The organism is Acinetobacter sp. ACIN00229 (genome assembly GCF_016106645.1).
GTDB classification, from domain to species: domain Bacteria; phylum Pseudomonadota; class Gammaproteobacteria; order Pseudomonadales; family Moraxellaceae; genus Acinetobacter; species Acinetobacter oleivorans.
Genome location: NZ_JADWOM010000032.1, coordinates 1 through 23,179, shown reverse-complemented (window position 1 = coordinate 23,179; position 23,179 = coordinate 1). Strand labels below are relative to the sequence as shown.

The following is a 23,179-nucleotide window of genomic DNA, read 5'->3' as shown; positions in this document are numbered from 1 at the left end:
CAGTGACTATTCTCCAATCCGAAATTGCTGTTGGTAGTGAACAGTATCAAAAAAATAAAGAGGCACTACTTACTCAACTGAGTGAAGTCCGTGCAATTCAGCAAAAAAGTATTGATAAATCGTATGCGGCTAAACCTAAGTTCGATAAAAAAGGCAAGATTTTGCCGCATGAGCGTGTACGATTATTACTTGATGCCGATTCACCTTTTGTTGAGCTGTGTGGTTTGGTTGGCTATAACATGCATGATGATAAAGATGGTTCCGAAGCTGGTGGTGGAGTAATTGCTGGCATTGGTTTTGTCAGTGGTGTGCGTTGTCTAGTCTCTGCAAGTAATAGTGCCATCAAAGGCGGAACCATGTCACCCATGGGCGTACAGAAAACACAGCGTTTGCAAAAAATTGCCTTAGAACAAAAACTCCCGCTGATTACGCTGACCGAAAGTGGCGGTGCCAACTTAAATTATGCGGCAGAAGTATTTACCTATGGCGGCATGACCTTTGCCAATCAGGCACGTCTTTCTGCGGCAGGTATTCCACAGCTTGCAGTTGTTCATGGCAATGCAACGGCAGGAGGGGCTTATCAACCCGGTCTTTCCGATTATGTCATTGCTGTACGTAAACAAACTGAAATGCTTCTTGCAGGTCCACCTTTACTTTTAGCTGCGACTGGTGAAGTAGCAACAGCTGAAGAGTTGGGCGGAGCAGAAATGCATGCACAGGTTGCTGGAACAGCAGAATATTTAGCAGAAAATGACGCTGATGGTATTCGACTTGCACGTGAAATTTTTGAACATCTGAACTGGAAAGAGCAAATCAAACCAGTTGAAACGACTTATAAAGAACCTCGTTACGATGCCGATGAACTGTTGGGTGTGATTCCAAATGATCCTAAACAACCATTTAACATGAAAGAAGTGGTTGCGCGCATTATTGACGATTCAGATTTTCTAGAATTTAAACAGGAATATGATGATTTAACGGTATGTGGCTGGGCAAAAATTGGAGGCTTGCATATTGGCATTATCACCAATAATGGTCCGATTACCCCTCAAGGAGCAGCGAAAGCAGCTCAGTTTATACACCTGTGTGAACAGACCAAACGTCCATTATTGTTCTTGCATAACACCACAGGTTTTATGGTGGGAACCGATGCCGAACAAAATGGCATTATCAAGCATGGCTCGAAACTGATTCAAGCTGTTGCGAATTGTTCTGTACCTAAAATTTCGATTGTTGTGGCAGGCTCATATGGTGCAGGTAACTACGCAATGTGTGGTCGGAGTTTATCGCCAGACTTTATTTTTGCATGGCCAAATTCGCATGTTGCTGTAATGGGCGCTGCACAAGCTGGAAAGGTATTACGCATTGTGGCTGAAGGAAAGCAAAAAGCTTCTGGTCAGGAGCCTAATCCGCAAATGCTTGATTTTCTTGAGCAGAGTACGACCATGAAATTGGAGCAGCAATCTACCGCGATTTTCAATACGGCCATGCTACATGACGACGGCATTATCGATCCGCGAGATACCCGAAAATTATTAATTTTCCTTTTACAAACCATTTATGAAGCACAGCAACGAGAGCTAAATCCAACTCGTTTTGGTGTATCCCGTTTTTAATCAATCTTTACCGCAATTAAAAAAAATTAATAGGAATAACACAATGAAATTTACTGCCGAACATGAAGCATTGCGCCGCACAGCTCGTCAATTTGTGCAAAATGAGCTGAATCCCCATATTCCAGAATGGGAAGCTGCAGGGCAATTCCCAATCCATGATGTATTTAAAAAAATGGGTGATCTTGGTTTATTAGGAATTTGTAAGCCAGAGGAAAATGGTGGTTTAGCGTTAGATTATTCCTATAACCTTGTGGTTGCAGAAGAAATTGGCTATGCCGCTTGTGGAGGAGTGCCTTTAGCCATTGGCGTTCAAACTGATATGGCAACACCTGCTTTGGCACGTTTTGGTAGTAAAGAGTTACGTGATGAGTTTTTAACACCAGCCATTGCTGGGGAATATGTGGCATCGATTGCAGTATCAGAAGTGCATGCCGGTTCGGATGTTGCTGCTATTAAAACAACAGCAAAAAAAGATGGCGATGACTATGTCATTAACGGCAGCAAAATGTGGATTACAAACTCATTGCAGGCCGACTTCTTTTGTCTTTTAGCCAATACGTCTGATGATAAACCACACGTTAATAAGTCGATGATTATTGTGCCAGCAAAAACCAAAGGGATTAGTTTTTCAGAGCCACTTAATAAATTAGGGATGCGTTCAACGACCACAGCGCAGGTTTATTTAGACAATGTACGTGTACCACAGCGTAACTTAGTGGGTGTCGAAGGCATGGGCTTCATGATGCAAATGATGCAATTTCAGGAAGAGCGCCTATGGGCTTGTGCCAATGCGATTGGCGGTTTGGAAAATTTAATTCAAAAGACTATTGCCTATACCAAAGAGCGTACGACGTTTGGTCAGCCGCTCATCAATAACCAATATATCCATTTCCGTTTTGCCGAACTCATGACCGAAGTGGAAGCACTCAAAGCATTAACCTACCAAGCTTGTGAACAGCATATTGCTGGGGAAGATGTGACCAAGCTGGCATCTATGGCAAAACTAAAAGCAGGACGTTTAACCCGTGAAGTTGCCGATAGCTGTCTGCAATATTGGGGTGGTAACGGCTTTATGTGGGATAACCCAGCATCACAGCTGTATCGTGATGGTCGCTTAGGGTCTATTGGTGGTGGGGCAGATGAGATTATGTTGGGGATTATCTGTAAATTGATGGACATTCTGCCTAAAAAGCAGAAATAAGAATAAGGAATACACCATGAGACTTTCGACCTCTCTACAAGCTCTAGATCTTGATGACAGCATTCAATTAGAACAAGACGGCAGTATTTTATATCTCTGGTTAAATCGACCAGAGAGCCGTAATGCTATGAACTTGAAGATGGTCAATGCCATTCAACAAGTCTTTAATGCTATTCGCGATGACCTTTCAATTCGTGCGGTAATTATCCGTGGGGAAGGCGGAACCTTTTGTGCAGGTGGTGATATTAAAGATATGGCTGCTTTACGCGTTGAAGCAACTAACGTTGGTAGCCTGCAACCTTATACTGATTTTAACCGCCGTTTTGGTGCCATGCTTGAGCAAGTTGAAGCTGCTCCGCAAACGGTTGTAGTGATTTTAGAAGGTGCTGTTTTAGGTGGTGGTTTTGGTTTGGCCTGTGTTTCCGATGTTGCGATTAGTCGTGACAATACTCAGTTTGGTTTACCTGAAACAGGGCTTGGTGTGATTCCTGCACAAATTGCTCCTTTTGTGGTGAAACGTATTGGCCTGACTCAGGCGCGCCGACTTGCTTTACTCGGCATGCGTTTTGAGGGCCATACAGCACTTAGTACCGGAGTGGTTCATCAAATTGCACATAATGAAATCGAATTAGAGCAAGCTCTAGAGGAAACCATTCAACACATTAAACGAGCAGCTCCTCAAGCTTCGCGTGTGACTAAAGCACTGTTACATCGAACACTCAATGAGCCTTTGAGTGATTTACTAGATGATGCTGCACAGCAGTTTGCCCAAGCGGTTGGTGGGGCTGAAGGGCAAGAGGGAACGATGGCTTTTATCCAGAAACGGTTGCCAAACTGGGCTGATGAGCCATAAGAGATAAGGATAAAAATAATGAAATTTTCAAAAGTACTGGTTGCCAATCGTGGTGAAATTGCAGTTCGAGTCATGCAAACTGCTAAGGCAATGGGTTATCAAACTGTCGCAGTTTATTCTGATGTTGATCGTAAGGCTCGCCACGTACAAGAAGCAGATGAAGCTGTTTACATTGGGCCATCTAAAGTATCTGAGTCTTATCTCGCTATTGCCAAAATAATAGATGCATGTAAAAAAACTGGGGCGGACGCTGTGCATCCAGGCTATGGTTTTTTGTCAGAGAATACTAATTTTGCTCAGGCCTGTATTGATAATCAGATTACGTTTATTGGACCAACAGCTTCTGCAATTGAGTTAATGGGCAGTAAACGCCTTTCAAAAATTGCCATGATTGAAGCAGGTGTCCCTTGTGTACCTGGTTATGAAGGAGACCGACAAGATCTCGAATATTTAGCAGCACAAGCAGAACAGATTGGCTTTCCAATTATGGTCAAAGCCTCTGCGGGCGGTGGTGGCCGTGGTATGCGCTTGGTACAGCAGTCATCCGAGTTGATTGAAGCTTTGCAAACTGCACGTTCAGAGGCTGAAAATGCATTTGGCTCAGGCGAGCTTATTTTGGAAAAAGCAGTGATTGCCCCGCGCCATGTCGAAATTCAGGTTTTTGGCGATACACACGGCAATTATGTTTATCTGTTTGAGCGTGATTGTTCGATTCAACGCCGTCACCAAAAGGTTGTTGAAGAAGCGCCGTGTCCGGTCATGACGCCTGAACTGCGTCAGAAAATGGGTGAGGCTGCTGTAGCCGCGGCTAAAGCATGTGCTTATGTCGGGGCTGGTACAGTTGAGTTTTTGCTAGATGCATCGGGTGCATTTTATTTTTTAGAAATGAATACCCGTTTGCAAGTGGAGCATCCTGTCACTGAACTCATTACTGGATTAGACTTGGTTGAATGGCAGTTACGTGTCGCGAATGGTGAGCAGTTACCGTTAAAGCAACAAGAATTGATCTTACATGGACATGCGATCGAAGTGCGTTTGTATGCAGAAGACCCACGTCAAGATTTCTTACCACAAACAGGCCAAGTCTTACGTTGGCAGCCAGCAACATTGCCAAATGTACGAATAGATCATGGTATGTTGGCAACTGATGAAGTTAGCCCTTTTTATGACCCTATGGTGGCGAAAGTGATCGCATACGGTAAAACCCGTGAGGATGCGATTCGCTTACTTGCTCGTGCCGTAGATGATTGTGTTTTGCTGGGTGTAAACAGTAATAAACAGTTTTTGGTCAATTTACTGCGCCATCCCGTTGTTGTTGTTGGTGATACCAATACCGCATTTATTCAACAGCATTTTCAAAACGATAACAGCCTACATAAGCAGGTTCTATCTTTAGAAAATTTAGCGATTGCAGCGGCATTATTTAGCCAAAGTAAAGTAACTACGGTGTGGCAAACTGGATTAGGTGTGCCATTACCATTAAAACTTAAATATGATGATCAGCAAATTCAATTGCAGCTTTCATCTGTAAATAACACGTTTACGGCACAGCTCTGTGATCAAACAGTTTGTATTGAAGTGCTTGATAGAACGCCAGAGCAATTAGTTTATTTAATTGATGGTGTACGTCGCCGTGTGCAATATGTATTAGATGGTGATCAGCTTTACTTAGATCGAGAGAATGGCAATATTGCGATACGAAATGTGACTTATGCTGCCCCTGAAATAGCTGATGTGGCTGGTGATGGCAATATTCGTGCGCCAATGGATGGCGCTGTGGTGAATATTTTAGTTAATAAAGGTGATCAAGTCGTGAAAGGTCAAACTTTACTAGTGCTTGAGGCCATGAAAATCCAGCAACAGATTAAATCTGATGTGGATGGTGTAGTTGAAGATGTGTTAGGGCAACAGGGTCAACAAGTAAAAAAACGACAAATGTTATTTAGTATCCAAATTTAATTAAAAAAACCGCTCTATTTGAGCGGTTTTTATTTTCAATTAGAAGTCTTGATTTATTCTCCATCTGCCTCTGCAATCACTTGGCTTGCTTTTTTTAGGCTATACAATAGTTGTCCTAAAAGTACCTCTTTATTACTGAGCGTGACCATAACCATCGGGTGATGAGTTGCTGGAATAGCCGTCAGAATAGCCTTACCATTATCTGCATCTAAAGTAATGTTGTTACAGCCAGTGAGCTGAATCTCTTTTAAAAAAGCAGTGACCATTGCCAAAATTGAGCTACTCACCGCCGCTAATTTGGTGGTGTTATGGTAGTTTTTATGACTTACTGTCGCTAATTCAAAACCATCAGAAGAGCAAATCATTACAAAATCTACACCACGCGTATTCATCAAAATATTATGAGCTTCAGTTTTTGCTAGCTGTAGCAATTGTGTCGGGGCGGTGCGTTTCTGAGTTGGAATACTAAGCATGATCATTCCCTTGAGATGTTAAGCCTACTTTGATTTCAAGTGATGCAATTAATGATTCAACCATCATTAAAATTTGTTCTTGCTCGCGTGCATCAATAAAAAACAATGGATATGACAGTCCGTTTTCTTTTATCCAATGACGATATTGTTGAAGTGACGATTCTTTATTTTCGTCAACATGAGTAATACCAATCGCAATATTATCGTTATAATTTTTAAAAGTTTCTAAGTAGCTTTCTAGCTCATCAATCGGATTAGGACTATTGTGATCTAATAATAAAATAACACCGATTGCACCTTCACAAATGACCGACCATATAAAATCAAAACGGCTTTGTCCTGGGGTGCCATAGAGTCCGATTTTGATTCCATCATCTAAAGTAATTTCACCATAATCAATGCCTACAGTGGTCTGGGTTTTCTGGTGGCTTTGTACATCAGTGTTGAATGCTTCTGTTTCCAGAATTGGAATTTCAGATAACGATTTAATCGCTTCTGTTTTACCTGCCCCCATACTACCTGCAAAGACAATTTTATATTGCTGTATAATCATAACTTCCCTTAAAGACCAAAACGCCGTCTAATCTTCCCTATAAAATTTTTAAAAAAATGATTGTCTGTATTTGAATTTTCTAAATAAGAATTGGGGGCGTAAGCACATTTATTTGCAGAAATAAATTTTCCATTATTTGCCATTAAACAAGCGGTAACGAAGCGTAAGACATCATCAATTGATACGTTAAGCTGGTTAGCCACATCAGTAATTTTTGCTCCCTGTATAAAACAAGCAGAGAGTTGTAGGCTCACTTTTCTATATTCTTTTTGGTAGGGTTGTGGCCAGTGGTCAATTTTAAAATATTTATCTTCTGTAGCTAGATTTCCAAAGTTTTTTGAATGCCAAATCAAATTCCATAGCCAGTCCTGCAAATAGTAGTTTTTTTTACGAGACACTTTCGTGAAGTCAGAGGTTTTAGCAAAAGTGAAATCAAAGCTTTGATTGGTTTGAGTTTGTTGGCGTGAGGGTTCCAACCAAGCCATCTGAGTCCTGTTATCAATAATGGCGAGTGTGCCTTTATCATCAAAAAGGTATACTTTGGCATGTTCTGGGCTGTGCAAATTCCTTATAAATTTATCATCAATGAGCATGGGCTCATTTGATAAATCTGAAACTACGACAGTCTTCTTTTGATTTAAATAAGATATTAGGTTTATTTGTAGCCAGTCTAATAGAGATTCTACTTTTTCTAGTGGCAGATGCAGGGTATGTTCATCAAGTTGATATCCATTTTGTGAAGAAGTTTTAGTAATTTTTAAATAAGGACATTTTTTCTTTTGAAGAATATTTTGAATATTATCTGAATCAAAAAAGTTTTCATTAATTAATAATAGATCAATATGACTGTTAGAAATATTAACCCAATTAATACCATACTCATTAGATATTAACTTTCTGATTAAAGTTTTTAATTCATCTAAAACTTTTAAGCTTAAACCAGTAGTAGCAATATTTATGTAATTCCTATCCATAGTATCACATTAAGTTTTATTGAGTAATATAATAGTTTTAATATGCTTTTTATAATAAATATAAAAAGCATATCTTAGATTAATTAGCTAAAGTCTAGCTCTTTTTCAAATGACTTTAACTCATGACGAGCCATAGCCAAGTTCGATTTAGCACGATCAAGCACTAAGTAAAGGAATAAATTATTATTACTTTCTAGAGGTCGAATTAAGTGGTAAGCCTTACCCAAGGTAATTAAAATGTCTTCAATATTGTCATTTAATTTCAAAGCATTGGCGATATTTCGCTTTGCGCGAACTACTTCTGTATTTCCAGCTGCTGCCAATTCTAAATCAATTTCCCCACCACCTTGTGTTGCAAGTGATAATCCACTTTCTGAATCAACAAGTGCAGAAGCAATAAAACCATCAATTTCAGTTAAGCTATCTAAAGAAAGTTTAGCCATGTTTTTATCTCTCAGGATTCTAAAGTTATATTTACTACTTTTTCCTAAAAGTAGTTAAAATTCATTATATTTCTGAACAATTTGAAGTCAATTAACCAAGTAAATTGAGAGGTTTCATTTTTGGGAAAGAAGTGACGTAAAATGTCAGATTGGAAAAACATTATAAGATTATTTATACATTATACTTTTAAGACTGAGATGAGGTTTACATTATATATTTTAAAATTTAGTTAAAGTAATTGTAATAGAATATTAATAAAATATTGATTAATAAATTATTTTAATTTTAATCAAAAAAGGGGAATAAAAAAATTCCCCTTTTTATAACAATCATTAAACTAAACGAGTTGTGTGTAAATACAATAGAGATAGCCTAAAATTGCTAAAGCAACGACAGGGGCAATAATCTTTGACCATGTAGGTACAGAACTCTCAGTAGCTTGTTCGTCAATATGCAAATCGTCATGATGAGGTTGGGCTTGGTGAACCATTTGGTTGAACTCCTTCATTGTTGTATCCAATGATAGCTCTTCTTGTTCCACAGGTTTAGAACCAATTAACTCATTTAGGTGGTTTGTTGACCAAACCCAATCTTCTGCCTGACCTGATAAATGTTCTATTTGGCCTAAAATTAATTCTTTTAAGCCATTATGCCCAAAACCACCTGTTTCATCGAGTTGGTTAAGTTCTGCTAACTGCAAAGTTAAAATTTCAGAAATACTCTGTTCTAGCTCCGAATTTTTTAAAGCCGACTGATTATGCTTAGACGTTGTTAAATGACGAGCAACTTCTTGAATATAAAGTGGATCTGAAGTTTTGATTTCTTGATAAATCTTATTGTCATCTTGGCGCCATAAACTAATCAGTTTTCCAAGCGTAAGAATATTCACCTCATCAATCAGTTTATTTTTTTCATTAACTGGATATTGATTTAAAAGCTGAGGCTTTTGAATTTTTATCTGCTCAGCAAAGTATTGGACTAAATCAAATGCCATGCTTTCTTCCTCTAAATTTAATCTAAAATTCTTAACGTTGGTTTTTTCTTAGTTGATGTTGTTTCAATTGTTTCTTGTACTTCAGACTCTACTGTATTTTCTACAGGCGCTACATTGGCATATTCTTCAGGATCAAAAAATAAACCTTGTCCATTCTCACGTGCATAAATACCTAGAACAGCTTGAATAGGTACATAAATGTCTTTTGATGCTCCCCCGAAACGAGCAGAAAAAGTAATCGCTTCATTTCCAATAATAAGTTGATGAACAGCATGAGGCACGATATTTAAAACGATTTGGCCATCTTTAACAAATTGCTGTGGAACATCAGTATGTGGCTGTGTCGCATCTACTAATAGATAAGGAGTAAGTTGGTTATCACAAATCCATTCATAGATTGCACGAGCAAGATAAGGACGTGTAGGGGTTAAATCAATAGTTTGCTCAGACATATCACACTATTCCATATTTAATAGTTCATTGTAACGGTTTTTCTCTTGAGCCGTCATTGATTTAGCAAAAGAAGGCCTCTCAAAGATACGTTTACAATACAAAAGTATCGGTCGGCAATGCTGTTTGGGTAAATCGATTCCCATGCTATTTAATCTTAAGAAGATAGGTGCAAGCATACAGTCCAAAATTGTGAAATTTTCAGACATAAAATAGGGAAAATGCTGAAATAGGGGAGTAAGTGAAATTAAAGTTTCACGTAATTCTTTTTGAGCTTTTTGCTTTTGTTCGATATTTAAAGAATCAGCATGTTTTAACATGTGATCTGCCAACTTGAACCAGTCGTTTTCAAGTCTCCATATATATTGACGCTGCTCTGCACGCATCATTGGAGCATCTGCGTAAAGCTTACTTTGGCGATAACGATCATCTAAATATTCAGCAATAATAGGCGCTGAAAATAATTTAAGATTTTGCTCGACCAACATCGGCAATTGGTTATAAGGATTCAAACTTGCCAAATCTTCGTCTTCATGGTCAGTTATGATCAATTGATATTTGATTTGCTTTTCTGCTAATAGAAAACGAATCCAGTGAGAACGGAAATCATCAGCATGACTGTAAAGGGTAATCCCCTGAATAGAGGTGTTTTCGACCGACATATCACAAGACGACGTGGTTGAGTGAATCGATTAGGATACTAAAAATGCTCTAGGAAATCACGGTTCTAAAGAGATAGTTTGTTTATATTTATAAGTTTGCATTTTATTGTTCGATTTTCATAATAAAAAAGCCTTGGAAAAATCCAAGGCTTTTTGTCCAACTCGATAAACGAATTAACGTTTAGAGAATTGAGGACGCTTACGAGCTTTACGTAAACCAAGTTTCTTACGTTCAACTTCACGAGCATCACGAGTAACGAAACCAGCTTGACGAAGAACAGGTTTTAAAGTTTCGTCAGCAGCGATAAGCGCACGAGTAATACCGTGACGGATCGCGCCAGCTTGACCACCGATACCACCACCTTTAACAGTGATGTAAAGGTCAAACTTTTCAGTAACTTCTAAAAGTTCTAAAGGTTGACGAACAACCATACGAGCAGTTTCACGACCGAAATATTGCTCTAAAGTACGGTTGTTAATAACGAGTTTGCCTGTACCAGCAGACAAGAAAACACGTGCAGTTGCGGTCTTACGGCGACCTGTACCATAATTAGTAGCCATGTGCTGTATCCCTTAGATGTCCAAAACTTGTGGCTGTTGAGCAGCATGCGGATGCTCAGTACCAGCGTACACTTTCATTTTTTTGATCATTGCATAACCAAGAGGACCTTTTGGTAACATGCCTTTAACTGCTTTTTCAAGAACAGCTTCAGGCTTGTGAGCAATTAACTTCTCGAAGTTAGTCTCACGGATACCACCAGGGAAACCAGTATGGCGATAATATTTCTTATCAAGCGCTTTTTTACCAGTCACTTGAACTTGTTCAGCATTAATCACAACGATGTAATCGCCAGTGTCAACGTGAGGAGTATAAGAAGTTTTGTGCTTACCGCGTAAACGACGAGCGATTTCAGTCGCAAGGCGACCTAAAGTTTTGCCAGAAGCATCAACAACATACCAGTCATGTTGAACTTCAGCTGGCTTAGCGCTGAGAGTTTTCATTAAACCACTACCTATTATAGTTGGTTTGGACTATGGAATCTGTCCAAACAAAAGGAGCGAGCATTCTAAACGAGTTTGTTCAAAGTCACAAGAAAAATCCAGTTTAAGCCACATAATTTAATCCATAAACCGATGAATGTGGGATATGTTAAAATCAAACAAATTTTAGTTATGTGTCTGGGGTGATTATGCTGCCTTTATATGTCACTTCTGGTGAGCCGGCTGGTATTGGTCCAGATATTTGCTTGAGCTTGGCTCAGCGAGTTGATGAACGTCCTGTTGTTGTTTTGGGTGACCAAAATTTATTAGAACAACGTGCCCAGAAACTCGGTATAAATATTCAATTTATAGAATATACGGGACAAGCTGAATCATCCTCTTCTGGTGAGCTTTATATAGAGCATGTACCTTTAGAAACGGCGGTTATTGAGGGCCAATTAAATTCAGCTAATGCGGCTTATGTATTAGAACAATTACGCCGCTCAGCTGATTATGCCATGTCTGGTAAAAGTGTTGGGGTAGCTACGGCACCAGTGCAAAAATCGGTCATTAATGATGCAGGCATTTTGTTTAGTGGTCACACTGAATACTATCAAGAATTTGCAGGGGTAGAGCGCGTTGTCATGATGCTTGCAACCAAGACTCTGCGCGTTGCTTTAGCGACTACGCATTTGCCTTTAAGAGATGTTGCCGATGCAATTACCAAAGAACGGTTATATCAAGTCATTGATATTTTAATACATGATTTAAAAACTAAATTTAAGATCGTTGAGCCGCGCATATTGGTGTGTGGCTTAAATCCTCATGCGGGGGAAGATGGCTATTTGGGCCGTGAAGAGATTGATACCATTAATCCGGTACTCGAAACTTATCGAGCGCAAGGAATTAAAATGAGCCTAAGCTTGCCTGCGGATACCTTATTTACCCCTGAGCATCTTAAAAATGCTGATGCTGTACTCGCTATGTACCATGATCAAGGTTTACCTGTGTTAAAATCACAAGGGTTTGGTGAGGCCATCAATATTACATTGGGTTTGCCATTCATCCGAACTTCGGTCGATCATGGCACGGCATTGTCTTTGGCTGGGACTGGTTTGGCAAAAAGCTCAAGTTTAAATGTCGCTGTCGATTTAGCGTTATCTTTGGCAGCGAGCTAAATTTTTCATGTTGGAAATGTTATATGTATCAAATTAATGCCCTAAACCCGAAAGATGAAGGGCATAAAGCTCGTAAACGTTTTGGTCAAAACTTCTTACATGATCAGCGAGTCATTGCCAAAATCGTGCGCTCGGTGAACCCGCGTGCGGGTGAAAATGTTGTTGAAATTGGTCCTGGTTTGGCTGCTTTAACTTCTCCTTTAATTGGAGAGTGTGATGCATTAACAGTGGTTGAGCTAGATCGTGATTTAGCAGCAGGCTTGCCAGAACGAGTTCCACATCCTGAACGTTTAACGATTATCGAAGCTGATGCATTAAAATATGATTTTAATGAACTGGTAAAAGATGGTCGACCATTACGTGTGGTTGGTAATTTACCTTATAACATTTCAACTCCATTACTTTTCCATCTCTTGGAATTTGGCAGTAAAGTTAAAGACATGCACTTTATGCTGCAAAAAGAGGTAGTTGAACGCATTACCGCAGAACCAAACACAAAAGAATATGGACGCTTGTCGGTAATGATTCAGTATTATTGCCAACCTACGTTTTTATTTGAAGTGCCTGCTGGCGCATTTAACCCGCCACCTAAAGTAACAAGTGCTGTTTTCCGCCTTGTTCCCTATGAGCAGAAACCAATTGTTGCAAAAGATGAAAAAGCTTTAGCTCGGTTGGTTGGTCATGTATTTACCCAACGTCGTAAAACCCTAAGAAATAGCCTTAAAGGTATGATCGCTGACGATGGCTTTGAAAAAGCAGGCGTTGATCCAATGGCTCGTCCAGAAACGTTAACACTGGCTCAATTTGTTGCTTTAGCCGATCAAATGGTGGCATAAATGACTAAACGTTTTAATTATGTGATTGGCGATGTACAAGGGTGTTTTGAAGCTCTTAAAGCCTTACTTAAAGAAATACGTTTTGATCCAGACCAAGATTTTTTATGGTTTGCGGGTGATTTGGTCGCTCGTGGCGAAAACTCAGTAGGTGCCTTACGTTTTGTTAAAAAACTTGCTGATCGCGGCGCTGCTGCAACTGTACTTGGAAATCATGACCTGACTTTAGTTGCTGGTGCACGTGGTTTAAAAGAGATTAAAGAAAAAGATCGCACGCAGGATGTTATTGATGCAATTGATGGCGATGAGTTAATCGATTGGTTGCGTAAACAACCTTTATGTTTATTCCCGAACGAGCACACAATTCTTACTCATGCAGGTATACCTTGTATTTGGGATGCACAAAAGACTGCAACGCTTGCAAAAGAGGTTGAGGTAGTACTCTCACATCAAGATTTATCTGTATTGGATGCTTTCTTGGCAGAAATGTATGGTTCAAAACCAGATTTGTGGGAAGACGACTTAACCGGTTCAGCGCGTTTACGTTGTATTACCAATTATTTGACTCGCATGCGTTTAACCAATGCAGAAGGGGCTTTAGAGTTCAGTTTTAAAGATGCTCTAGATGCGCCAATGCCAGAAGGTTATTTACCTTGGTTTGAATTTCCGAGCAAAGCGGCACAAACTCATCAAATCATTTTTGGCCATTGGGCTGCGCTAGAGGGCAGAACTATTAATGATCAGATTCAGAATATTGATGGCGGCTGTGTCTGGGGCAGAAAATTAATGGCTTATCGCCTTGAAGATAAAGAAATCTTTGCTGTTGAAAATCCAGTGATGTAATAAAAAAGCCGCATAAGCGGCTTTTTTATTTTTAACTTTTATTCTACGCGTAACCAAATTTGGTTACGGCCTAATGCTGAAACGCCAAGATATCCACGCATATGAAGACGTTTACCAGTTGCACTGAGTTTTGCTTTAAGCCCGTAAACTTTACCAGTATTAGGATCTAAAATTTTCCCACCTGTATAATTAAGATCATCTGTTTGTTTTAAGCCAGTTGCAATATCCAATCCTATAATTGGTTTATTGGTATACGGCGAAGGGCAGTTATCACAAATCTCTTTAGGGGTATAACCTGGGCGTGGTGTAACTTTGATAATCTTTCCTGCATATGTCCCATTTGCTTCTTTTCGTATTTCTACCTGTGCTTTGGGAGCACCAGTTTTATCATCAATTGTTTGCCAAAGACCTGTAATGTCTGCTGCAAACGTAGCAGCGTTGATCCCCAGTAAGAGCAGAGCCCCAATAAAAATTTTCCCCATGATTAAAAATCCTTTTAACATTGAAAGGTCATCTTATTTCGAATTGATATACCGTTCAATGTTTATTTAATAGGCTTCTTAATTATGGCGTTCCAAGTGACAACATTAATGTAGGTAGCCAAATTGCAGTAAATACGCCGTTTAAAGCCATACCAAAGGCAGCGTAGCGACCTGCAACGGGTCCGCGTTGCCATGCTTGAGCTGTTCCTATGGCATGCGCAGCTAAACCTAAGGCTAATCCAGATGCTCTTTCATCATGAATATGTTTAAGTAAAAATGGTGAAAAAGCTGCTCCAATAACGCCAGATAAAATAACAATAAGCGTTACCAGCGTTTCAGGAGCATGCAATAACGTTGCGATATTTAAGGCGATAGGGGTAGTTACCGCACGGGTTGCAAATGCAAGAATGGTAGGTTCCGACATATGTAACAAGTAAGCGAGGCCCATAGGCAAAGCAACGGCGCTAATACTGGCAAAAAGTAAAATCCCAATCACTGATTTAATTGGAAGATCATCGTAACGCATTGCAGCTAGAGGAATAGCTAAGGCTACTGTGACATAACCTAATAGATGACCAAATAAGTCATTCACATAAAGACGATATTGTTCATAAGGAACTTGTAAAACTGAAAGTAATGCAATGACAATGAACATGCCGAAAACTAAAAGTGGAACTTGTGGGAAGCGTCGGTTTAAAGGTTTTGCACATAGATAACCAATCAGTGTGATCAAAAAACCATAAAAAATCGTAAACATTTTATTCTCCTTATAACCAACGTTTTGCCATTTTTGCATAGACCCACAAAGGTATAAGGGTGCTGACCACTAAAACAAAAAGGAATAGTGGAATTTCTTTTCCCATATGCACCAACATAATTAAGGAGCCGGCACAAACAGGTAAAAAAGCAAAACCACTTTCTTTCATGATTTTATTATTCGTATCGACTATTCGAAGAGGGATTTTTTTGAACTTTCTCCAAATAATCAAAACAGTGAGTAAGCTGATTAACCCGACCAGATTACCTAATTCTGGATGACCAAAAGCACGCATGACGATGACAGAGCCTTCACGAAAACCAATAATGAGTAGTAACGTTGCTACCCATGCTGTCCAGTCTATACTTTTGATCTTATCCATATTTTTTATCTCTAAAAGTTTACTTATCGAGTTTTAACTGATCTCGCCCTTGATTTCAAACTCTTCCAATGGTCGCTTAAATTGATTAGCGCGTTCTCCCAAGATTTCTTCTAAGGGTAGTTTTGCTTGGCGAATAAGCTTTTCAAGCTTATGTGGTGCAATACGTACATCAATATGTAATAAGCCTGCATCATCGTAGTGTTCAGACTCAATTACATTTAAGGCATAAAGCTGTGTACGAAATTTGCCATAAGCAGGTTTAAGAATCAGAGAAAACTTTTGAATTTGCCCCATTAAACATTCTTGTACTGCTTTTTGAAGTAGCTCTAGACCAAGGCCAGCGTGAGCAGAAACATAAACTCGATCTGGTACATGTGGTTCGGCATAAACAATTTTGGCTTCTTCACCACTCAGGTCAATTTTGTTGTATGCCCGAAGTACTGGAGCATCTGCACCAATCTCTTTTAATACGCCTTCAACTGCTTCAATTTGATCAAGCATGTCATGACTATTACTATCAATGACATGTAGTAAAAGCGTGGCTTCTAGGGTTTCTTCAAGTGTTGCTTTGAATGATTCAATTAAATCATGCTGTAAGTTTCGTACAAAACCTACCGTATCTGCGAGCACGACAGTACCAATACCATCCCATTCCAAACGGCGTAATGTCGGGTCGAGTGTTGCAAACAGTTGATCGGCTGCGTAGACATCACTTTTCGCTAAAATATTAAATAGAGTCGATTTGCCAGCATTGGTATAGCCTACTAACGACACAGTTGGAATGGCTGCTTTTTGTCTTGCAGCACGCCCTTGTAGACGGGTTTGATGTACCTTTTCTAATTTATCTTTTAATTGGGCAATACGTACACGAATGAGACGACGATCTGTTTCTAGCTGCGTTTCACCAGGACCGCGTAAGCCAATACCACCTTTTTGTTGCTCAAAGTCGGCTGACCAACCACGAATAAGGCGGGTAGATAAATGTTTAAGCTGTGCAAGTTCGACCTGTAATTTACCTTCATGCGTACGGGCACGCAGGGCAAAAATATCTAAAATTAATCCTGTACGATCAATGACTCGGCATTTTAATATTCTTTCTAAATTTCGTTCTTGAGCGGGTGACAAAGCATGGTCAAAAATCACCAGACTTGCTTCTAGTTCCTGAACTCGCTCTGCAATTTCTTCGACTTTTCCTGAACCAATAAAAAATTTAGGATTGGGTTTATTTCGCTGAACCTTAATATGTTCAAGGATATCTGCACCAGCAGACTGTGCAAGTAGAGCAAACTCTTCGGCATCCAGATCATCTAATAATTGTACTGAAACACTCACTAAAATTGTGCGTTCACCGCCTTGATGCCGATCAACATATTCCACGTGGTTGTAAATCCTGAAAATGGGAAAACTTTATTCTAGATGAAACTTATGCAAAAGGGGAAAGCGTTTGTTCTTATCCTTTAGATTAGTTAAATGCTGTTAGAGGTGTCTGAATTTATTTTTTTCCCGTTCTCTATCATCAATGCAAGTTTATTCTGAAACGTATAGAATGCTTGAGATGGGTATAACAATGATTGATCGTTAGTGAAATTTTATGGCTCAAACGCAAAGTATAGTTAATTCAACGTTAAAGAAATTATCAAAAATAGGTTTGTACGGAAAAAAAGTCACTTCGGCTACCGCTGCAATTAGTGAAGGTTTTTATTTAGTTTATCGACACGGCCTTTATAAAGATCCTAATAATCCGGTCAATACACGCTATGTTCAATATTTTTGCCGCCGTTTATGTCAGGTTTTCAACTTAGATGTAGAAGTACACGGAACAATTCCTAGAGAACCTGCTTTATGGGTAAGTAATCATATTTCTTGGCTCGATGTTGCTGTTTTAGGTTCAGGAGCCCGTGTTTTCTTTCTTGCTAAAGCTGAAATTGAAAATTGGCCTATTTTAGGCAATCTAGCTAAAGGTGGCGGGACTTTATTTATTAAGCGTGGATCTGGTGATTCCGTTAAAATTCGTGAGCAGATTACCGAATTCTTAAAACAAAATATTCCTGTGCTGTTTTTTCCTGAAGCGACCACTACAGATGGACATTCTGTTAAGAAAGTACATGGTCGTTTGCTCGGTGCTGCTATTGAGGCTCAACGCCCAGTACAGGTATGTTTAATTTGTTATGTAAACCGTCATGGACAATTAGATACAGTTGCGCCATTCATTGGCGACATGTCATTTGCTGAACATATTCAACGCGTACTTGAAATGCCGAAAGTAACTGCTCATTTGTTAACTTTGCCTCCAATTTCAGTGGAAGGGCATGATGTGAAGAGTTTAACGCGTGAAGTTCAAGAAAAAATGGTAGAAGGTTTGGCTCAACTACATCAGAAAGTACTTAAGCCAAAAAATTAATTACATAAATCCTTCAAGTGGCAGCCATGAAAGAAATTTCATGCCTGCTTTTTGCCACCATTTCATCTCGGGTTCTTGTTTATAAATTAAAGGACCATTAGGCGTTTCTTGCTGCCAATAAATATGATTGTTAGCGTCGAGCTTTAGCTTATAAGCATATTTATTTAAATTTTCGTCCATCGTATGGTGAATTGTCTTAGCCAATGACGGGCTATCTAAAATTACGCCAATTTCAGTATTTAAATAAGCTGAGCGTGGATCAAAATTAAATGAGCCAATAAAAACCTGTTCATCTAATGCCATCAGTTTAGTATGTAAGCTTGAGCGGCTTAACCCTTTCATGTTTACTTTTGCTTTAGTGGCAAGCTCATCTGTATTTTTATTTAAATCTCTTTTATCTGGTGTAGGTAAAAATTCATAAAGTTGTACGCCGTTTTTAAGCAGTTCTTTACGGTATTTCCCATAAAATGCATGTACAACAGCAACATCATTCGCTTTAAAAGAATTCGTTAAAACTCGAACCTCAACACCTTCTTTGGCAAGTGTGCTTAAAATCTTGGCACCTTGTTTTTCAGGAATAAAATAAGCTGAAATTAAATCTACGTTGCTTTCTGGTTTTTCCAGATGGTTAATTAACTGGAAATTTAAGTGCTCTTCTTTTTTGGCCTTTGATTTGATTTTATCAGGCGAGTCTTTTACGACTTCTGCTTTAACCCAGTCGAATTGAATATTGTGATTTAACCATTTATCAAATGCATGTGATTTTGCAGTTAAATTCAGAAAGTTTTGAACAGTTGCTTGTTGATAGTGAGCTTCGAGTTGCTCTTTTAATCCTTCATAGCGTAAACGGTGCTGCTCTGGGCTTACAATACTTTGAACTGAATAGGCGTATTCATGATTCCAGTAGTCATCAAAAGAATTCACAATGTCATCAACAGCAGCACCGACCAACATTACGTCAACATCAGAAAATTGATAGCTATCGCTTACATTATAATATTGATTGGTCATGTTACGTCCGCCAATAAGAGCAACCTCATTGTCGGCAATAAAACTTTTATTGTGCATGCGACGATTGATACGTTTTAAATCAAGCACCATATCCATCGCACGATATTTGCGGAAACGGTAGGGGTTAAAAAGCTTAACTTCAATATTTTTATGCTGAGAAAGAGCGAGTAAGATCCCTTCCATTTTTTTTGCATTATTGTCATCAATAAGAAGTCGGACTTTTACCCCGCGATCAGCTGCTCGAATAATGGCATGTAAAGCTAAAGCTCCAACTTTGTCATTATCCCAAATGTAATATTGTAAATCTAAAGTCTTTTCAGCTTTATCGATTAATCTTAGGCGGGCTGCTAGAGCCTCCAATGGATCATTTAAGACGTGGTAACCCGTTAGCTTTGGGTTTTGCTGACGTAAGGGAGTAATAATTTGAGCAAGTGAAGTCTCTGATGTATCGATATCATTTGCATATTCTAATGGTTCAACACCATGTTTTGGCAGAGTACTACATCCTGTCAAACCCACAGCAAAACTAGAACATAGGACTATAGAGGCTTTTATCAAAAAGCTTCTAGCTTGTTGATTCGTTTGAAGCTGTTTGGAATGAGAGGATTGTGCCATAATCAGTACATACGATAACGTGAGCTAGAGTATAATTCGTGCATATTGAAAGATAAATATTGAATTTGATTACTAGCAATCAATAGAAGATAAGTCGAGAGTCGTAATGTGGAATCCAAATTCAATTATTTTTTGTTTTTACTTTATATTTTCAATACTTGCTCTATGGGGAGTTTCTGAGGCTTGGATTCATCAATCTCGGACCGAGACGATTCATCCATTTAAAGCTTTTGTGCATTTACTCGCATTTTATCTCTCTTATCTACTTATTCCTCTCTGGTTTTTTAATTTATATGCTGCTTGGATTGGTTACTACTCAATTCATCAAGGTATTTTTATCTTTTTCTTAAGTGGTGTTTTAATCTATGCCCGATTTATTGAGCCTCATCTAGTTCGTGTCGATACTCATCAATATCGCTTAAATCCAGATCGTAGTTTTAATAAGCCAGTCAAAGTAGCCCTAATTGCAGATTTACATATTGGTTTATTTTCAGGGCATGAACGTCAGCTAAAAACCATAGTTAGAAAATTAAATGAACATCAACCTGATTTAGTGGTTGTGGCTGGTGACTGGACATATGAACCAGAAGATAGACTAATTGAAGAGTTAAGTGTTTTAAAAGAAATTCAGGCGCCTGTTTACTCTGTTCCTGGAAATCATGATGAGCAATATCCTGGTCCACCGATTCAACAATTATTAAAAGATGCTCTATTTTATAATGAAGTTGTTGATATCGAAGGAAAGATCGTTGATTTTGAAGAATTCCGTCTGATTGGTATTGGTGATCTTTGGGCTGGAAAAACCGATATGCGTTCCATGCCAGATTTACCTCAAGACAAACCTTGGTTAATTTTGTCTCATAATCCAGATACTGTCGATATGGTACCTAAATTACCAAATCGTCCATTAATGTTATCAGGACACACACATGGAGGGCAGGTGGAGCTCCCATGGCTGACTAACTATATTATGAAAAAAGTATCAATTTTAGGTCACAAACGTGGATTTTACTCTCACGAACATGCAGATGTCTTCGTTACCGTTGGCACAGGAATGGTCGGAATTCCTTTACGTTTTAGAGTGCCGCCAACCATTGATATTATTGAGTTAGTTTAAAATAAAAAAGCCAATCACAGAGGATTGGCTTTTTTTATGAATTAAACTTGCTTATGGAATAACGACAATCGCAACACGTCTGTTAATCGCACGATTTTCATTGGTTGTATTTGGAACATAAGGTTGTGTTGAACCACGACCAATCACGTAGATATTTTCTTTTTTAAATCCACGAGCTAAGAAAAGGTTTGCTACACTTTGTGCACGCTCTTCAGACAGCTTTTGATTATAAGCAGCATCGCCAACATCATCAGTATGACCTACAATTTTCAATTTATTTAGATCATATTTATTCAATTGATTTGCTAGACGTACTAACTCAGCTTCATGACTTTGTTTTAACTCTGCATTATTAAAGTCAAATAACAAACGTTCTGGTAAACCTAAAGTCCATCCTTCATCGGTAAGAACGAAACCTTCTTTTTTGAGCAATTTTACCTGACGATATTTTAATGGACCAAAACTCAGGCACCCTGCAAGAGTAATGCATAGCAATGCAATAAAGGAGAGTTTTAGAGATCTTGTATTCATAGATTAGCCTAAATTTAATTTTCAGGTTTATAAATAAACCAGTGTTCATCCGAATTTTTAGCCTTATACATTGCTTGGTCTGCTTGCATAATGAAATCTTCGGGGCTAGATGCAAATTGTGATAAAGCAATACCTACACTAAAACTGAAGTAAATGGTCTGACCATTCAGATGCAAAGGTTCTTTACAGCTTTCGAGTAAATTTTCAGCAATAGATATTAAATGATCAGCATGACTAATGGAATGCAAAATGACAGCAAATTCGTCGCCGCCTAATCGTGCAATAAAATCTTGATGACGTAGACGGGTTTGCAGACGATTCGCCATTTCTTTTAAAACTTCATCTCCAGCTAAATGGCCAAACTGATCATTAATTGCTTTGAAGTTATTGTTATCTATAAATAATAATGCAGACTTGTTATCAAAACCCTTATCTTCAAACATGTCTAAGAGAATCTGATAAAAATAATGTCTATTAGGCAATAAGGTGAGTTGATCATGGTGAGCTTGAAAGGATAATTTACGATTTTCCTTTTGTAGCTGGTTATCCCATATCTGAATTTCTTCAAGTAACTCATTAAAAACGGTATTTAAATCTTGAAATTCTTTAATTCGATTATAAGGAAAACGAAGATTATAAGCTTTTTGTTCACTTACAATTTGAGCGATATTCGTAAGCGGATAAATAGCCTGCATAATTTGACGATAAGTTAAGTTTACTGACCACCACAAAGCGCAAACAATAAACAACATCGCAATTGCTAGTCCTACCATAATCATTTTGAGGAACTGCAATATTTTTTCGGAACTACCAAAAAGCGTGAGTTCACCTACATTTTGCTCGTGATGATAAATTGTAAGGTGAACGGGTTCATTCAGAAACCAATGATCAAACCAGCCCTCTAAAATTGAAGTCTGACTTGATAATTTAAAACTTTGCGCAATTAAATGATGCTCTGAATCATAAATATGAATAGTACGAATTGAATGGTCGTTTGTATATTCATTCAAAATTTGCTCAATCGTAATTTTGTCATTAAATACAACAGCAGGCTGAATACGCTCTAGTAGCGTATGGCTAAGCAATTGCAAATTTTGTTTGGCGTAAGTTTCCATTGTAAAAACAGAAATCGACACAAACGTAAAAGAGCAGATAAAGAAAGTAATTGCAAAGATAGTAAATTGAGATTTTCTAAATAATGCATGCAATGAAGTGGACTGATACAACTTTGATATCATAATCCTTACTCCGCATTCTTAGCCAAGAGCAATACTCTCGGATCAATATGAACTTTGGAGTGACTTAAAGCATCTAAGTTAACTTTAAAGGTAGTGTAATTATTTTGATTATATAAACAAAAGATACTTCCAATTTCGCACTCTGGATTATTAATGCTTAAAGAAAGTAAAGAACGGTAAGGATAGTTCTGAATAAGGCTTTGTTGTTGTTGGGGCGAAGTCGTAGAAAAATAAACAGCCTGACAATGTGACCGAGCAAAATCTTTCGCGTTTACAGTTTGAACACGATAATTATAAGACATTTGCTGGATATAAGATTGAAACGTAGATGTAATAGAGGGATTATCAATAATACAAAGAGTAGGAGTATTTACATTCTCCCACTTACTGTAGCTTAGAATAGATAAAGTAAGCACATAGAAGTTATGTTTTGAATTGGCATAACAAGGCCCACTCGTAGCAAACACTACAAGTATGCAAACAAATACTTTTTTAGCGAACTGCCACATGGTGAGTTAATGCCAAACTATTGCACGAATAATCTATTCTACATGAAGTTGATAAAGTAAAAAAAGTTTAATATCTCATCTAAAGTTGACCAAAAAGGCTAAAAAACGAACTGTTGTTGCGG

At 38.4% G+C, this 23,179-nt stretch carries 26 protein-coding genes; 9 read left to right on the top strand and 17 right to left on the bottom strand.

All coding sequences use genetic code 11. The features are described from left to right. The first annotated feature begins 2 nt into the window (after positions 1-2). From I7H67_RS19050 to I7H67_RS19035, 4 genes are read left to right on the top strand one after another with little or no spacing between them, the layout of a single operon-like run. A complete protein-coding gene (locus I7H67_RS19050; RefSeq protein ID WP_005299872.1) occupies positions 3-1,616 on the top strand; it encodes an acyl-CoA carboxylase subunit beta in 1,614 nt (537 codons plus the stop codon). A 43-nt stretch (positions 1,617-1,659) separates the two neighbouring features. Next, positions 1,660-2,817 (top strand): acyl-CoA dehydrogenase family protein, encoded by a 1,158-nt coding sequence (locus I7H67_RS19045; RefSeq protein ID WP_198308584.1) that lies wholly within the window; start codon positions 1,660-1,662, stop codon positions 2,815-2,817. Between the two features lie 16 nt (positions 2,818-2,833). After that, positions 2,834-3,670, top strand: coding sequence for an enoyl-CoA hydratase/isomerase family protein (locus I7H67_RS19040; RefSeq protein WP_005299878.1), 837 nt, complete (start codon positions 2,834-2,836; stop codon positions 3,668-3,670). An 18-nt stretch (positions 3,671-3,688) separates the two neighbouring features. After that, positions 3,689-5,629 (top strand): acetyl/propionyl/methylcrotonyl-CoA carboxylase subunit alpha, encoded by a 1,941-nt coding sequence (locus I7H67_RS19035; protein ID WP_198308583.1) that lies wholly within the window; start codon positions 3,689-3,691, stop codon positions 5,627-5,629. Between the two features lie 53 nt (positions 5,630-5,682). Here I7H67_RS19035 and I7H67_RS19030 read toward each other — a convergent pair whose 3' ends face one another. The 9 genes from I7H67_RS19030 to rplM all read right to left on the bottom strand — a co-directional run bounded on the left by I7H67_RS19030 (position 5,683) and on the right by rplM (position 11,181). Next, positions 5,683-6,102: a roadblock/LC7 domain-containing protein gene (locus tag I7H67_RS19030; RefSeq protein WP_005299882.1), complete on the bottom strand. Its 420-nt coding sequence runs from the start codon at positions 6,100-6,102 to the stop codon at positions 5,683-5,685. Next, on the bottom strand, positions 6,095-6,655 hold the full coding sequence (locus tag I7H67_RS19025) for a GTP-binding protein (protein WP_005299886.1): 561 nt from the start codon (positions 6,653-6,655) through the stop codon (positions 6,095-6,097). Before I7H67_RS19025 ends, I7H67_RS19030 begins: the two co-directional genes overlap by 8 nt. Before the next feature lie 8 nt (positions 6,656-6,663). After that, positions 6,664-7,629, bottom strand: coding sequence for a hypothetical protein (locus I7H67_RS19020; RefSeq protein WP_198308582.1), 966 nt, complete (start codon positions 7,627-7,629; stop codon positions 6,664-6,666). Between the two features lie 83 nt (positions 7,630-7,712). Then, positions 7,713-8,072 carry a hypothetical protein gene (locus tag I7H67_RS19015; RefSeq protein ID WP_005299893.1) on the bottom strand — a complete coding sequence of 120 codons (360 nt, stop codon included), beginning with the start codon at positions 8,070-8,072 and terminating at the stop codon, positions 7,713-7,715. A 338-nt stretch (positions 8,073-8,410) separates the two neighbouring features. Then, entirely contained in the window at positions 8,411-9,067 is a 657-nt protein-coding gene (locus I7H67_RS19010; RefSeq protein WP_144735866.1) for a hypothetical protein, read from the bottom strand. Positions 9,068-9,084: 17 nt separating this feature from the next. Beyond that, positions 9,085-9,519 carry a ClpXP protease specificity-enhancing factor gene (locus tag I7H67_RS19005; protein WP_005299900.1) on the bottom strand — a complete coding sequence of 145 codons (435 nt, stop codon included), beginning with the start codon at positions 9,517-9,519 and terminating at the stop codon, positions 9,085-9,087. 6 nt (positions 9,520-9,525) lie between these two features. Beyond that, entirely contained in the window at positions 9,526-10,179 is a 654-nt protein-coding gene (locus I7H67_RS19000) for a glutathione S-transferase N-terminal domain-containing protein (protein WP_005299902.1), read from the bottom strand. A gap of 174 nt (positions 10,180-10,353) precedes the next feature. After that, positions 10,354-10,740: a 30S ribosomal protein S9 gene (gene rpsI, locus I7H67_RS18995; protein ID WP_002048725.1), complete on the bottom strand. Its 387-nt coding sequence runs from the start codon at positions 10,738-10,740 to the stop codon at positions 10,354-10,356. A 12-nt stretch (positions 10,741-10,752) separates the two neighbouring features. Beyond that, positions 10,753-11,181 (bottom strand): 50S ribosomal protein L13, encoded by a 429-nt coding sequence (rplM, locus tag I7H67_RS18990; RefSeq protein WP_003656097.1) that lies wholly within the window; start codon positions 11,179-11,181, stop codon positions 10,753-10,755. 173 nt (positions 11,182-11,354) lie between these two features. Between rplM and pdxA the strand changes: the two genes are divergently transcribed. Genes pdxA through I7H67_RS18975 form a run of 3 tightly spaced genes read left to right on the top strand, consistent with a single transcriptional unit; the run spans position 11,355 to position 14,014 of the window. Continuing rightward, the gene (pdxA, locus tag I7H67_RS18985) at positions 11,355-12,338 is read left to right on the top strand and encodes a 4-hydroxythreonine-4-phosphate dehydrogenase PdxA (RefSeq protein WP_198308581.1); all 984 of its coding nucleotides are present in this window, start codon (positions 11,355-11,357) and stop codon (positions 12,336-12,338) included. Positions 12,339-12,361: 23 nt separating this feature from the next. After that, positions 12,362-13,174, top strand: a complete 813-nt coding sequence (gene rsmA, locus I7H67_RS18980; RefSeq protein ID WP_198308580.1) for a 16S rRNA (adenine(1518)-N(6)/adenine(1519)-N(6))-dimethyltransferase RsmA — start codon at positions 12,362-12,364, stop codon at positions 13,172-13,174. Beyond that, positions 13,175-14,014 (top strand): symmetrical bis(5'-nucleosyl)-tetraphosphatase, encoded by an 840-nt coding sequence (locus I7H67_RS18975; protein WP_198308579.1) that lies wholly within the window; start codon positions 13,175-13,177, stop codon positions 14,012-14,014. A gap of 38 nt (positions 14,015-14,052) precedes the next feature. Here the strand turns inward: I7H67_RS18975 and I7H67_RS18970 are convergent, their stop codons facing one another. The 4 genes from I7H67_RS18970 to hflX form a co-directional block, all read right to left on the bottom strand. Then, the gene (locus I7H67_RS18970) at positions 14,053-14,496 is read right to left on the bottom strand and encodes a DUF2147 domain-containing protein (RefSeq protein ID WP_198308578.1); all 444 of its coding nucleotides are present in this window, start codon (positions 14,494-14,496) and stop codon (positions 14,053-14,055) included. Between the two features lie 82 nt (positions 14,497-14,578). Beyond that, a complete protein-coding gene (locus tag I7H67_RS18965; protein WP_009388694.1) occupies positions 14,579-15,253 on the bottom strand; it encodes an LrgB family protein in 675 nt (224 codons plus the stop codon). A gap of 10 nt (positions 15,254-15,263) precedes the next feature. Beyond that, positions 15,264-15,635, bottom strand: coding sequence for a hypothetical protein (locus tag I7H67_RS18960; protein WP_005299915.1), 372 nt, complete (start codon positions 15,633-15,635; stop codon positions 15,264-15,266). 33 nt (positions 15,636-15,668) lie between these two features. Next, positions 15,669-17,012 (bottom strand): ribosome rescue GTPase HflX, encoded by a 1,344-nt coding sequence (gene hflX / locus I7H67_RS18955; RefSeq protein WP_198308577.1) that lies wholly within the window; start codon positions 17,010-17,012, stop codon positions 15,669-15,671. A gap of 214 nt (positions 17,013-17,226) precedes the next feature. Here hflX and I7H67_RS18950 point away from each other — a divergent pair, with 214 nt between their 5' ends. After that, the gene (locus I7H67_RS18950; RefSeq protein WP_013196820.1) at positions 17,227-18,036 is read left to right on the top strand and encodes a lysophospholipid acyltransferase family protein; all 810 of its coding nucleotides are present in this window, start codon (positions 17,227-17,229) and stop codon (positions 18,034-18,036) included. Here I7H67_RS18950 and I7H67_RS18945 read toward each other — a convergent pair whose 3' ends face one another. Continuing rightward, the gene (locus I7H67_RS18945) at positions 18,037-19,662 is read right to left on the bottom strand and encodes a phospholipase D family protein (RefSeq protein WP_004796322.1); all 1,626 of its coding nucleotides are present in this window, start codon (positions 19,660-19,662) and stop codon (positions 18,037-18,039) included. Between the two features lie 106 nt (positions 19,663-19,768). Here I7H67_RS18945 and I7H67_RS18940 point away from each other — a divergent pair, with 106 nt between their 5' ends. Continuing rightward, a complete protein-coding gene (locus I7H67_RS18940) occupies positions 19,769-20,779 on the top strand; it encodes a metallophosphoesterase (RefSeq protein ID WP_198308576.1) in 1,011 nt (336 codons plus the stop codon). A gap of 51 nt (positions 20,780-20,830) precedes the next feature. Here I7H67_RS18940 and I7H67_RS18935 read toward each other — a convergent pair whose 3' ends face one another. Genes I7H67_RS18935 through I7H67_RS18925 form a run of 3 tightly spaced genes read right to left on the bottom strand, consistent with a single transcriptional unit; the run spans position 20,831 to position 23,057 of the window. Further along, complete coding sequence (locus tag I7H67_RS18935) at positions 20,831-21,310, bottom strand: OmpA family protein (RefSeq protein ID WP_004796325.1); 480 nt, start codon at positions 21,308-21,310, stop codon at positions 20,831-20,833. Between the two features lie 14 nt (positions 21,311-21,324). Continuing rightward, a complete protein-coding gene (locus I7H67_RS18930) occupies positions 21,325-22,548 on the bottom strand; it encodes a diguanylate cyclase domain-containing protein (RefSeq protein ID WP_005065229.1) in 1,224 nt (407 codons plus the stop codon). A 5-nt stretch (positions 22,549-22,553) separates the two neighbouring features. Continuing rightward, entirely contained in the window at positions 22,554-23,057 is a 504-nt protein-coding gene (locus I7H67_RS18925) for a YfiR family protein (RefSeq protein ID WP_004796328.1), read from the bottom strand. Positions 23,058-23,179 lie beyond the last annotated feature (122 nt).